Annotated in this window: 13 protein-coding genes; all 13 read right to left on the bottom strand. The window is 32.0% G+C overall.

What is annotated here, in order from left to right; genetic code table 11:
- Positions 1 to 75: 75 nt before the first annotated feature.
- The 13 genes from CLCHR_RS12705 to CLCHR_RS12645 all read right to left on the bottom strand — a co-directional run bounded on the left by CLCHR_RS12705 (position 76) and on the right by CLCHR_RS12645 (position 13,475).
- On the bottom strand, positions 76 to 1,764 hold the full coding sequence (locus CLCHR_RS12705; RefSeq protein WP_079440176.1) for a sulfate adenylyltransferase subunit 1: 1,689 nt from the start codon (positions 1,762 to 1,764) through the stop codon (positions 76 to 78).
- A gap of 1 nt (position 1,765) precedes the next feature.
- Positions 1,766 to 2,665, bottom strand: a complete 900-nt coding sequence (cysD, locus tag CLCHR_RS12700) for a sulfate adenylyltransferase subunit CysD (RefSeq protein ID WP_079440175.1) — start codon at positions 2,663 to 2,665, stop codon at positions 1,766 to 1,768.
- 88 nt (positions 2,666 to 2,753) lie between these two features.
- The gene (locus CLCHR_RS12695) at positions 2,754 to 3,071 is read right to left on the bottom strand and encodes a 4Fe-4S dicluster domain-containing protein (RefSeq protein WP_079440174.1); all 318 of its coding nucleotides are present in this window, start codon (positions 3,069 to 3,071) and stop codon (positions 2,754 to 2,756) included.
- Complete coding sequence (locus CLCHR_RS12690) at positions 3,055 to 4,764, bottom strand: adenylyl-sulfate reductase subunit alpha (protein ID WP_079440173.1); 1,710 nt, start codon at positions 4,762 to 4,764, stop codon at positions 3,055 to 3,057. The genes CLCHR_RS12695 and CLCHR_RS12690 overlap by 17 nt, the downstream gene beginning before the upstream one ends.
- 148 nt (positions 4,765 to 4,912) lie before the next feature.
- Positions 4,913 to 5,977: a sulfate/molybdate ABC transporter ATP-binding protein gene (locus CLCHR_RS12685; RefSeq protein ID WP_079440172.1), complete on the bottom strand. Its 1,065-nt coding sequence runs from the start codon at positions 5,975 to 5,977 to the stop codon at positions 4,913 to 4,915.
- Positions 5,978 to 5,980: 3 nt separating this feature from the next.
- Positions 5,981 to 6,796, bottom strand: coding sequence for a sulfate ABC transporter permease subunit CysW (cysW, locus tag CLCHR_RS12680; RefSeq protein WP_169896793.1), 816 nt, complete (start codon positions 6,794 to 6,796; stop codon positions 5,981 to 5,983).
- Between the two features lie 27 nt (positions 6,797 to 6,823).
- Positions 6,824 to 7,648 carry a sulfate ABC transporter permease subunit CysT gene (cysT, locus tag CLCHR_RS12675; RefSeq protein ID WP_079440170.1) on the bottom strand — a complete coding sequence of 275 codons (825 nt, stop codon included), beginning with the start codon at positions 7,646 to 7,648 and terminating at the stop codon, positions 6,824 to 6,826.
- A 60-nt stretch (positions 7,649 to 7,708) separates the two neighbouring features.
- Complete coding sequence (locus CLCHR_RS12670) at positions 7,709 to 8,746, bottom strand: sulfate ABC transporter substrate-binding protein (protein WP_079440169.1); 1,038 nt, start codon at positions 8,744 to 8,746, stop codon at positions 7,709 to 7,711.
- Positions 8,747 to 9,174: 428 nt separating this feature from the next.
- Positions 9,175 to 10,224, bottom strand: coding sequence for a sulfate ABC transporter substrate-binding protein (locus CLCHR_RS12665; protein ID WP_079440168.1), 1,050 nt, complete (start codon positions 10,222 to 10,224; stop codon positions 9,175 to 9,177).
- 353 nt (positions 10,225 to 10,577) lie between these two features.
- Positions 10,578 to 10,742 carry a FeoB-associated Cys-rich membrane protein gene (locus CLCHR_RS12660; protein ID WP_079440167.1) on the bottom strand — a complete coding sequence of 55 codons (165 nt, stop codon included), beginning with the start codon at positions 10,740 to 10,742 and terminating at the stop codon, positions 10,578 to 10,580.
- A gap of 63 nt (positions 10,743 to 10,805) precedes the next feature.
- A complete protein-coding gene (feoB, locus tag CLCHR_RS12655; RefSeq protein WP_079440166.1) occupies positions 10,806 to 12,962 on the bottom strand; it encodes a ferrous iron transport protein B in 2,157 nt (718 codons plus the stop codon).
- 69 nt (positions 12,963 to 13,031) lie between these two features.
- On the bottom strand, positions 13,032 to 13,253 hold the full coding sequence (locus CLCHR_RS12650; protein ID WP_079440165.1) for a FeoA family protein: 222 nt from the start codon (positions 13,251 to 13,253) through the stop codon (positions 13,032 to 13,034).
- A gap of 12 nt (positions 13,254 to 13,265) precedes the next feature.
- Positions 13,266 to 13,475, bottom strand: coding sequence for a FeoA family protein (locus CLCHR_RS12645; RefSeq protein ID WP_079440164.1), 210 nt, complete (start codon positions 13,473 to 13,475; stop codon positions 13,266 to 13,268).
- Positions 13,476 to 13,841 lie beyond the last annotated feature (366 nt).

The raw sequence follows: 13,841 nt of genomic DNA, 5'->3' as shown, positions 1-13,841 counted from the left end.
ATTTTCACTAAAAATAAAAAGTATTAATAGGTTAAAAACCCATTAATACTTTTTTATTTTTAGTTATTATATCTTCTAGTTAGTGCTGTGAAAAACTACTTTTCTATAAGTTTCAAATTTAACCCATTTATTCAAGAAATCACCTAGAGTTTTTTCGTTAGTTTCTTTATATTCATTTAAGAATGTTGTAACTTCCTCATTAGAATTTACCTTAACTTCAAATCCTCTACCATTTATAACTGGAACTTCTTGATACTTATAATCATCGATTGAATTAATGTTAGCAATTTTCTTATCACGAACTTCAATTGCTACTCCATCACGAAGAACTAGTAAATCAAAATTCTCTGGATATTCATAACTATCACCTTTTATTGGAAGCTCATTACCTACAGTGTAAGTTTTTTCTTCTGGTTTATATTTGAAGATAGATAAAGTTTCTGTATCATAATAGAATTCTTCAAAAATATCTCCTCTTGCTTTTAATTCATTATATTCAAAAGCAAACTTTCCATTTTTAGCATCATTATTATGAACATCTTCTATAACACCACAAGCTGATGTCATGTTAGTAATACGATCTATTAAAATAAGTTCTCCTAAAGTTTTATGTGCATCGAACTCATCAACAACTATTTTTTCTGAAAGTAAAATATCACATGCTGCTATTTCATTTTTTGTTAAATAACCAGTTGGTAAATGCTCACCTGTGTTTACATCGATTTTATACTTTACATCTGTAACAACACCAGTTAACATCTTAGTTCCTACTTTTACAAAGTACTCTTTACCTGCTGTTAATTCTGAATCATCCATCCAAAGAATTTTTGCACTAAGCAGTTTGCTTGGAGCAATGCTAGTTCCTTTTGTAAGTACACAGCCTCTTGATACATCTACTTCTTTATTAAGCTGTATTGTGACAGCCTGCCCTTGCCCAGCACTTTGTGATTCCTTATCAGTAACATGAATACTTTTTACTAATGCTTTCTCATTGCTAGGAAGTGTTGTGATTTCATCTCCTACTGCAATACTTCCAGCTTCAATTTCCCCTTGGAACCCTCTAAAAGTATGATTTGGTCTACATACCCTTTGAACTGGCATATAGAAACCTTCTTCTGATTTATTATCAATCTCTACATTTTCTAGATGTGTTAAAAGTGCTTCCCCACTATACCATGGAGTATTTGCTGACTTCTTTGTAACATTATCCCCTTCTGTAGCTGATACTGGAATTATATGAACATTTTCTAACGAAAGTTCTTTTACTAATTCTTTAATTTGCTCTTCGATTTCTAGAAATCTTTCATGATTATAATCTACTAAATCTATTTTATTAACTGCAAATACAAAATGTTTTACACCCATTAAAGAACAAATTCTTGCATGTCTTCTTGTTTGAACAAGTACACCTTGCTTTGCATCTAATAATATAATAGCAAGCTCTGCAAAGGATGCTCCTACTGCCATGTTTCTAGTATATTCTTCATGCCCTGGAGTATCTGCTACTATAAAACTTCTGTTATCAGTTGTAAAATAACGGTATGCAACGTCTATTGTAATTCCTTGCTCACGCTCCGCCATTAAACCATCTAATAGTAGAGAATAGTCTATTGCTCCTCCTCTGCTACCAACCTTACTATCCAATTCTAAAGCTTTTTCTTGATCTGCGTATAAAAGCTTCGAATCATACAAAATATGCCCAATAAGAGTAGACTTTCCGTCATCTACGCTACCACATGTTATAAACTTTAATAAGCTCTTCATCTTAGAAATACCCCTCTCTCTTTCTTCTTTCCATACTACCTGCTGCTTCACTATCTATAACTCTAGTTGTTCTTTCAGATGATACGGCACTAAGGGTTTCCTCAATAATCGCATCTAAAGTAACTGCATCTGATTCAAAACCACCTGTTAATGGATAACATCCAAGTGTTCTAAATCTTATTATTTTATGTTCAACCTTTTCTCCTGGTAATAGCTTTAATCTATCATCATCCACCATGATAATATTGCCATCACGCTCAATGCACGGTCTTTCTTTTGCAAAATATAAAGGCACGATATCAATATTTTCACGTTTTATATATTGCCATATATCATTTTCAGTCCAATTTGAGATTGGGAAAACTCTCATACTTTCGCCTTTATTTATTTTAGTATTATAAAGTTTCCACATTTCTGGTCTTTGATTTTTAGGATCCCATGCTTGTGCTTCATTTCTGAAAGAGAAAATTCTTTCTTTCGCACGAGATTTTTCTTCATCACGACGTCCACCACCAAAGGCTGCTGTAAATCCATATTTACTCAAACCTTGTTTTAAAGCTTGCGTCTTCATAATATCAGTATACGCTGAACCATGCTCAAGAGGATTAATTCCTTGCTTAATACCCTCCTCATTTGAATGGACAATCATTTCTATTCCTAATTCTTTTGCTTTTCTATCACGGAATTCTACCATTTCTTTAAACTTCCATGTTGTATCAATATGCATGAAAGGGAATGGCGGCTTTTCAGGATAAAATGCCTTCATTGCAAGATGCAGCATAACTGAACTGTCTTTACCAATAGAATATAACATTACTGGCTTTTCGCATTCTGCAGCTACTTCTCTAATAATATAAATTGCTTCTGCTTCTAATTTATCAAGATGTGATAATTCACTCATATATTAGTCCCCCTATTATCTTAATTAAAATTCTAAAAATTTATCTAAAATACATGAAAAAGTAATATTATTTTTCATATGTTTTTTATCAATATTGATTTGAATCTTTACGATTTATCTTAATTGAATGCTCTTTCCCATCAATTTCTTCAATCTTCCAGTCTGCAATATCATCTTTTAATTCAACTGTAAGTCTGCTTCCTCTTCCACCCATATCTGCTCCTAGATATAATGAAATTGAACCTGTAGGGCATTCTTTTATACAAGAAGAGCATCCCCAACAATCCTTAGGATATTTTATATATACTTTCTTTCCATCGTCAGTTGATTTTATAAGACTTCCTGGACACACAGCTAAACATCTTTTGCATCCTATGCATTTATTTTTATTAATTGCTATGCTCATATGTTTCACCTCTTCCCACTAAATCTCTATATAACATTGTAAGTTTACCATCTATAAGCTTTGAGTTAACATACTTAAGCCATTCATTGCTTTTTTCTGGATAATCAAGATTTTCTGCAAAGCTATGCCATCTAGTTTCTTTTCTTGCCTTTAAGTGAGCAATTACTGATTTACAAATAATAAGTCTCTCTTTAAGCTCATATACAAACATCAATTCATGCATATCTTCCGCATGCAGATTCTCGCTTAATTTCTCAATTTGCTCAATTTTCTCAGCAGCAAGTTCAAGCTGTTTCTCATTAAATTGATAACTGCTTCCAATACCACCTGCATAGGTATCCATTACCTTTTGCATTGCTTCTTCAAGCTGCTCTACATTAAATACCTGATTTTCAGAATTTAATACTTTTTCAACTTCTGCTTTCTTTTTCTCTATAAGTGAAACTTCTTCAGCTTTTGATAAAGTAATATTATTATTTCCATCACCACTTATTGCTTCTACTGCTGCCTTAGCTGCGATTTCACCTTCTACTAATGCGCCTGTGACATATTTTTGTGGGCATCCACCAGCCACATCACCAGCTGCATAAAGACCTTTTATTGTTGTTTCTCTTTTAGTATCAATCCAGTATCCACTAGCAGTATGTCCTCCTACTATGTATGGTTCTGTTCCTTCAATTTCTACATTTTGCTCACTTGGATTTCTTCCTGATTCTAACCATTTTAATGTTTGGCTAGGTGCCATATTTAAATATGCTTTCTTTAATTCCTCATCTTGAGCAGAGCTAATACCTTCTGTTCTTAAATAACAAGGTCCTCTACCTTCTTGGTTTTCCTTTACTGTACCATAAACTCTTTCAGATGTAGTTAATCCATATTTTGTTTCATATACTTCACCTTTTGAATTTACTTGCTTTGCCCCTACCCCTTGTGCAATTGTGCCTGTAGGTGCAATTGTATCTTTGCATCTTAGAGCAATGAATCTCATTTCAAAAGTAGTCATTTCAGCTCCTGATTTTATACCCATGGCATATCCTGCCCCAGTATTAAATGGAGGATACCACATTTTATGTCTTGAGAACCCTGGGTTATTAGGCTTATAAAGACCAGCGGCTCCACCAGTTGCACATATTACCTTTTTTGCTTTAATTTTATATAGAATTTCTTCCTCAACATTAACTGCAAATGCTCCAAGGATTTGATTATCTTTTACAATATAATCAATAACATTAACTTGATTCATAACTGTTACATCTGGAAGTTTCTTAACTGCATCTGCTAAAATAGGCTTAATATTTTCACCATTAATTTTTATATTTCTATTTCCTCTAGCTACATATTCGCCATTTTCATCCTTTAAAATAACAAGACCTAAATCTTCTAGTTTCTTTGTTACCTTATTTAAACCTTGTGACATTGTAAGTAATAAATCTTCTCTTACAATATTATCTGCATCCTTTTTAGCATAATCTACATAGTCTTCCGGAGTTCTTCCTTTTACTATATATGCATTGATTGCATTTACCCCAGCTGCCAAACAGCCGCTTCTCTTAATATTGGCTTTTTCAAGGATAAGTACGGATGCATCAGAATTTTCTTCGCGTATTGTTAGCGCTGCATAACACCCAGCAGTACCCCCGCCAATAATCAATATATCTGTCTCTAATTGTTTTACTTGAACGTTCTTACTCATAGCATATCTCCTTTTTTTAAGGTCAATATTTACTAAATAAACACAGAGTTATAATTATTAACTTCTGCATTTTTAAGTACTAATTTTTATTTTCTTCAAATTTGAAGTCATTAAGTTTTCACGTTTTTTCTTATTTATTAAAGAATACTTATATAACTACAGATATTTCTTCTGTTTTAATCTTATTTTCTACAACATTTGCACTATTTTCATTAAATGCATAAACTCTATGAATTAAAACTAAAACTTCTTCACCAATTTTTAGTTCTTCGTCCTCTAAACTACGATATGCATAAAGTATTTGATTTCCAACCTGAACATCTATTTCAAGGTTATTTCCTCTAAAAGCAATATCTTTAACTATTCCTTTTTCTGCTGCAAGAGGAGTTAATATTTCTTTATCGTTTTTAGCAATTTGTATAAATTCAGGACGTACAATTGCTTTCGTTTCTTTAGGATCTACAACTTCAAATCCCTTTAACTTTGTATAATCTTCTATTAGATTCGATTCACCAATAAATTGTGCTACAAAAGGAGTCTTTGGATTTTTATATATCTCAACTGGGCTTCCTTTTTGCTCAATTCTACCTTTATTAGTTATTATTATTTCATCTGCTACTTCAACAGCTTCATCTTGATCATGAGTTACGAAGATACTTGTTATCCCTAATTTGGATATAGTCTCTCTAAGCCATCTTCTAAGTTCTTTTCTTACCTTTGCGTCTATAGCTGCGAAAGGCTCATCCAATAATAGTAGCTGTGGGTTTGGTGCAAGTGCTCTAGCAAAAGCTACACGTTGTCTTTGTCCACCAGATAATTGGCCTGGATATCTTTTTTCAAGACCTTTAAGACCAATAAGTTCTATAAGTTCCATAACTCTTTCATATATAAAATCTTTTTTAGCTTTTTGTACTACAAGACCAAAAGCTATATTATCATAAACTGTCATATGACGAAATAAAGCATAATTTTGAAAAACAAATCCTATTCCTCTTTTTCCTGCTTCTATATCATTAACTTTAACCCCATTAATAATGATATCTCCTTCATCTGGAGTTTCAAGGCCTGCTATCATTCTAAGTATTGTAGTCTTACCACTTCCACTAGGACCTAAAAGACCAATCAATTTTCCTTGCTCTATTCTAAAGTTAACATTATCAGATGCTTTATAATCTCCAAACCTTTTGTTAATATTCTTTAGTTCCACATACATATTCTAGACCCCCTTCTTACTTTTCCATTCCACAATGTTACGTAATACTAAAACTATAATTGCAATAATAACTAATATTGAAGCAACTGCAAAAGCTGCTGAAAATTGATATTCATTATATAAAATTTCAATGTGTAATGGAAGAGTATTTGTCTTTCCTCTAATATGACCAGATACTACTGATACTGCTCCAAATTCTCCCATTGCTCTTGCTGCACACAGTATTACTCCATATATGAGTCCCCATTTAATATTAGGAAGAGTTATTTTTCTAAATATATTAAACCCACTAGCTCCCATCATAGCTGCTGCCTCTTCTTCATCAGTTCCTTGTGCATTCATTAAAGGTATTATTTCTCTTGCGACAAATGGGAAGGTAACAAATATTGTTGCTAGTATTATTCCTGGCACAGCAAAAACAATTTTCATATTATTTTCAACTAAGATATTTTCCAAAAAACTACCTTTTCCAAAAGTTAATACAAATATCAACCCCGCAATAACTGGAGAAATTGCAAAAGGTAAGTCAATTAAAGTTCCTAATAGGTTCTTCCCTCTAAACTGAAATTTTGTAATAGCCCATGCAACACATATCCCAAATATGGTATTCATAATTGTTGCGATTAACGTAGCTATTAATGTGAGGTTCATAGCTTTAAGAGTGTATCCATCTGAAACGGCTTTTAAATATGCATTAAATCCTTTAGCCAAAGCTTCCGAAATTATCGATATTAGTGGAATAATAAGCATTAATACAAGAAATAATACACTTATGCCTATTAAACCATACTTCATGAATTTATTTTCACTTCTATGCATTGATGTCTTCTTCACTTACTACTCACCTCATATCTTCTTTAATTTACTATTATATAGTTGGATTCCATTTATAACAAATAATATTAAAAATGAAGCTCCCAACATAACCAATGCTATTGCTGTAGCACCGCTATAGTCGTATTGTTCTAATTTTGACATAATTAAAAGAGGTGCTATCTCTGTTTTCATAGGAAGATTTCCTGCTATGAAAACTACACTACCATATTCACCAACACCTCTAGCGAAAGCTAATCCAAAGCCTGTTAATAATGGTGCTGATATTTCTGGAAATATTACTTTAAAAAAAGTCCTTGCTCTACTAGCTCCAAGCATTGCTGCTGCTTCCTCATATTGACTATCTAAATCCTCAAGAACTGGTTGAATTGTCCTTACAACGAACGGAATTCCAATAAATATCAATGCAATGACGATCCCTAAAATGGAGAAAGATGATTTTATTCCAAACGAATAAAATATTTTTCCTACCCATCCATTTTCAGAATATAAAGTAGTAAGCGAGATACCTGCAACCGCTGTTGGCAGTGCAAATGGTAAATCAATAATACCATCTATAAATCTTTTAAACGGAAAATCATATCTTACTAAAACCCAGGCTAAAATCACACCAAATATACTATTTATTATTGCTGCTATGAACGCTGCTCCAAAACTAACTAAGTATGCATGTAATACTCTAGAATTTAATACTGTACTAAAAAACTTATCTAATCCCATTCCCCCTGACTTTATAACCAAAGCTGATAAAGGAATTAGGACAATAAGACTTAAGTAAACAAGAGAAAATCCCATAGTTAATCTAAATCCAGGAATAACTCTTTTTGACTTGCTCATATTCATCCCCCATTCTAACAAAATAATTAATACCTTTCAAAATTTCTTATCTACTTATCCTTAGCCTTTTGGAATATAGATTTGATCAAATGTTCCACCATCGGAAAAATGTGTTGATTGAGCCTTTTTCCATCCACCAAATAAAGGATCATCTATAGTTACAAGATCTAACTTTGGAAATATATCCTTGTACTTCTCTGCAACTTCTTTATCTCTTGGTCTAAAATAGTTTTCAGCTACTAATTCTTGTCCTTCTTTAGTATATAAATATCCTAGATATGCTTCTGCAACATCTTTAGTTCCCCTTCGATCAGTAACTTTATTTACTACTGCAACTGATGGTTCTGTTAAAATACTCAATGATGGAGTAACTACTTCATAATTATCCTTTCCAAGCTGCTGTAATGATAACATAGCTTCATTTTCCCAGGCTATCAGTACATCTCCTAATCCTCTTCTAACAAAACTAGTTGTTGCTCCCCTTGCACCAGAATCCAGCACTACTACATTTGAATATAACTTTGACATAAAATCTTTTATAGACTTTTCATCTCCATTATATTTTTTTGATGCATATGCCCATGCCGCCAAGTAATTCCATCTAGCTCCTCCTGAAGTTTTTGGGTTTGGTGTTACAATTGAAATACCATCTCTTGTTAAATCATCCCAATCCCTTATATTTTGAGGATTTCCTTTTCTAACAAGAAAAACAATAGTTGATGTATATGGTGCGCTATTTTCCTTAAATCTACTTTGCCAATCATTGTCTATGAGACCTGACTTACTAATAGCATCAATATCATATCCTAGTGCCAGAGTCACAATATCAGCGTCTAATCCTCCGATTACTGCTTGAGCCTGTGAGCCTGATCCTGCATGAGATTGATCAATTGTTACATCTTGTCCAGTTTTTTCTTTCCAATACTTCACAAAACTTTCATTATACTTCGTGTACAATTCTCTTGTTGGATCATACGACACGTTCAAGAGTTCCACTGGTTTTATTCCATTGCTAGCCTCTTGCCTTCCACATCCTGCAAAAACCCCAATAACTATAGCAGCTGAAAGCATTAAACTTAAGATTCGACTTTTTTTCACAATGTCCGCCCCTATCTTTTATAGTAATTTTTAATATTCATATATGTTTAGTAGGGTTTGTGGTAATAAATATACCAAGAATACTTAATCATATTTCCATATAAGCTCTTCACTATAATCTTAAGAGAAATTATACCCCAATCTATGAGTTAATTATATTCTTGGTCAATAATATAAAACCATCGTTCCATTTCCTACTAATTTTATAAACTTTATATGAAATATACTATAAGGTAATTTCACCATTTTGTCAATAAATTTGCTCGAAAAATATTATAATTAGACCAAATAAAACCTGAGAATAAAAGTTATTTCTTTTATTCTCAGGTTTATGAATTATTTTATAGTATTACATCACATCTAATGCATATTATTTAGGAAATGCTTACAACAATACTAATAAGAAGTCCATTTTTACCCAGAAAATATTATTTCTTTGGAACATAAATTTGGTCAAATGTTCCTCCATCAGCAAAGTGTGTTGATTGTGCTTTTGCCCATCCCCCAAATTCATCATTTACTGTAACTAATTTAAGCTCTGGAAATGTATTTTTATATTTTTCAGCAACTTCCTTATCTATAGGTCTATAGTAATTTTGTGCTATTAGTTCTTGCCCTTCTTTTGTATATAAATACTCTAAATAAGCTTGTGCAACTTCTCTTGTTCCTTTTCTATCAACTATCTTATCCACTACTGCAACTGGTGGTTCAGTTAATATACTTAAGGAAGGAGCAACTATTTCATATTGATCTTTTCCAAGTTCATTAAGTGATAAAATTGCTTCGTTTTCCCATGCTATAAGCACATCTCCTAATCCTCTTTCAACAAAGCTTGTTGTTGCTCCTCTAGCTCCTGAATCAAGTACAGCAACATTTGAATATAACTTAGACATAAAATCCTTTATAGCTTTTTCATCTCCATTATATTTTTTTGAAGCATATGCCCATGCAGCTAAATAATTCCATCTAGCCCCACCAGAAGTTTTTGGGTTCGGTGTCACTATAGAAACTCCATCTTTAGTAAGATCATCCCAATCTTTTATATTCTTTGGGTTTCCTTTTCTGACAAGAAATACAATTGTTGATGTATATGGTGAACTATTGTCTTTAAATTTACTTTGCCAATCACTATTTACTAGACCTTCCTTGCTTATAGCATCAATATCATATCCTAATGCTAGAGTCACAACATCAGCATCCAATCCTCCAATAACTGATTGTGCCTGTGCACCAGATCCCCCATGTGATTGATTTATTGTTACATCTTGTCCGGTTTTATCCTTCCAGTACTTAACAAAACTTTCATTAAACTTTGTATACAATTCTCTTGTTGGATCATATGATACATTTAGTAATTCTACTGGCTTTTTACTATCATTTGTATTTTCGCTCTTAGCTTCTTGCTTACCACATCCAACAAATGCCCCCATAATTAAAGTAGCTGATAGCATTACACTTAATATTCTTGTCTTTTTCATTATATTTGCCCCTCTCTTTTATTATTTACCATATATGTTTAGTAGGTTTTACATTAATAATATCTTAACTAAATTTGATAATAATTTTATAATGAATACACTTCTAATTAAAATTATTTTCTATAGCTTATTTCTTTCCAAATCTTTAATTCCTTACTAATTCTATATGTTTTATATGAATTATACTATAATTTATATTATTCACATTGTCAATACATTTATTCCATAATATTATTGACTTAATTAAATTCTTTACATTCTTAAAATTTTCTAGCCTTAATAATATAAAAAACCAAGCAATTATTTAAAATAATTTACTTGGTATATATGCTTCGATTAAATTTTTAAGTATTCTATTTTTGTTGTATTTTTATTCCGTGACATGAACTAGCTGAAGAACATCCTGAACATCCACATCCACAACTACTTTCTCCACTTTTAGCTTTCTTAATTTGTTTTGCTATTATAAGTGCTGTAAGGCCAAATATAATACCACCTAAGATAATTGTTGCTATCATGAATATCACTCCTTATTTTAAAATTCAAGTAGGTAGTTATTATTAAACTTACCTACTCAATCTTTATTTGTATTCTGTATAACTTAATTGTCCACCAACTTGTTTTTCCTTTGAACTTCTTCCTGTTAATATAACTATAGTAATTACTAAAATCGCTATTACTACTGATGTTATAGCTCCAGTCAGACTTCCAATTCCCAAAATATAGCTACCAACTTGATTAATGATAAGTGCAACTATATAGGCAGTAAATGTTTGGAATCCTAGAGTAATCCATGTCCATTTCCACGAACCCATTTCACGTCTTATTGCACCTATTGCTGCAAAGCAAGGAGCGCAAAGTAAATTAAATGCCATAAACGCGAACGCACTTGCTGCTGTAAACATACTTGCAACATTTCCAACAAGCGCTGGATCATCTTCCACTGCATCAGCTATACCAAATAGAACTCCAAATGTTCCAACTACATTTTCTTTTGCAATAAGTCCAGTAACTGTTGCAACAGCAGACTGCCAATTTCCGAATCCAAGTGGTGCAAAAATTGGTGCTATTATATTACCTAAACTTGCTAATATACTATCTCCTGCATCAACCATCTCAAATGACCAATTGAATGATTGTAAAAACCATATTGTTACACAAGCAGCAAATATAATTGTACCAGCTTTATAAATAAATGATTTTCCTCTATCCCACATATGCATCAAAACACTTTTTAAACTTGGAATATGATATTGTGGAAGTTCCATAACAAACGGCGAAGGATCTCCTGCAAATAATTTAGTTTGCTTTAATACAACCCCACAAATAATAACCATTGCTATTCCCAAAAAGTATGCTGAAGGTGCAACCCAAGATGCTCCTCCAAATAATGCACCCGCAATTAATGCAATTATCGGTAATTTAGCACTACAAGGAATGAATGTAGTTAACATAATTGTCATCTTTCTATCTCTATCATTCTCCATCGTACGGCTTGACATTATTCCTGGAACTCCACATCCTGATGCAATTAACATAGGAATAAATGATTTACCTGATAATCCAAACTTACGGAAAATTCTATCCATAATAAAGGCTACACGAGACATATATCCACAGTCCTCAAGAATTGATAGTAAAAAGAATAAAACCATGATTTGTGGAACAAAACCAATTACAGCTCCAACTCCACCAATAATACCATCTATTATTAATCCTTGTAACCAGTCTGCAACATTTACTGATGCAAGCCAATTTGATACATTACCTTGTACTATTTCTCCTACTAATACGTCATTAGTCCAATCTGTCATTATTGTTCCAATAGAACTTACTGCTATGTAATATACACCAAACATAATGGCAGCAAATATAGGAAGAGCTAAGAAACGGTTTGTAACAATTTTATCTATTTTATCAGATGTTGTTTCCCCACTATTATTGTTCTTTTTAATTGCACTTGAAACAACATCACCTATAAATGCATATCTGTCACCTGTAACAATACTTTCGCTATCATCATCAAGCTCATCTTCGTATTTCTTTATTATCTGTTCTATTTTACTCAAAATAGTTTCTGAAAGTTTTAACTTTTCTAAAATATTTTGATCACGTTCAAAAAGCTTGATTGCAAGCCAATGACTTTCAAACTCATTATTAGTGATATCATTTTTTACTACTTTTTCAATTTCTTCAAAAGCATGTTTGGCTTCATCTGAAAAAGCTAATACAAAATTTGGCTTCGCTTTTAACTTTGCAAGTTCCACAGCTTTCTCTGCTGCAACCTTTACCCCATTACCTTTTAGTGCAGAAGTTTCAACCACTGGACATCCTAGAACTTTTGATAGTTTATTAACGTCTACTTTATCTCCATTCTTTTCAACAATATCCATCATGTTAAGAGCTACAACTGTTGGAATTCCTAACTCTAAGATTTGAGTTGTTAAATATAAATTTCTTTCAATATTTGATGCATCTACTATATTAATTACAGCATCTGGTTTATCATTTATCATAAAATTACGTGTCACAACTTCTTCAAGAGTGTATGGAGATAAAGAATAAACACCCGGCAAATCCACAATTTCCACATCTTTATTTCCTTTTAACTTACCACCCTTTTTTTCAACTGTTACTCCTGGCCAATTTCCAACGTATTGTGATGAACCAGTAAGTTCGTTGAACATAGTAGTCTTTCCACAGTTTGGATTTCCTGCAAGACCTATTTTAATTGACATTTTCATTCCTCCTTGTCACTAATCTCTCTTTTTCAATAATATTGGGTTTCATATATTCTCTTTCACGGATTATTCCACGATTATCATTTCTGCATCAGCTTTACGTAGAGATAACTCATATCCACGAACGGTTACTTCTATAGGATCTCCTAATGGAGCCACCTTTCGTACATAAACTTCACAGCCCCTTGTAATTCCCATATCCATAATACGTCTACGAATCGCTCCTAATCCATCGACTTTTTTAACTTTAACAGTTTGTCCACATTTTATTTCTTTTAATGTGCTCATTACATAATCCTCCTAAACTATTATTCTGCTTGCCATACCTTTGTCCAACGCTACTCTACTGTCCTTCACATTTATTATAAGGTTCCCTCCAAGCTCAGAAATAATTTTAACTTTCTCACCTGCCACAAGTCCTAAACTATTAAGAAATCTTTTTGTTTCATCATTTCCTGTAATCTTTTTAATATTCATTTCGTTTCCTTTAGCAGCTAATATTAATGGCATATCTGATTCCTCCTCAAAATAATTCTCATAAATTTATATATTTTTTTGGGTCATGCTAGTTTTACTAATTGCTGACGATGCAATCCATTATAAGCTAGACACTTTTTAATTCTTGAAACCCGTTCTATTAAGTATAAATTAAATAATTCCTTTTAATTAAAATCATATTCAATTGATAATGATTTTAATTAATCACTATAATTATAATAGCACTTTTTTCATTTATTGAAAATGATTTTCATTGTATTTATTTAAATAATATCAAATTTCATATGATAACGTTTTTATTTTGCACTATTAATTTTATTTCGCAGTAATATTTATAATTTATTAAAGATAGAGTACATACATATTTCTAATCTAACT

The organism is Clostridium chromiireducens (genome assembly GCF_002029255.1).
In the GTDB taxonomy this organism is placed as follows: domain Bacteria; phylum Bacillota; class Clostridia; order Clostridiales; family Clostridiaceae; genus Clostridium; species Clostridium chromiireducens.
This window is presented reverse-complemented; position numbering and strand designations above follow the sequence as displayed.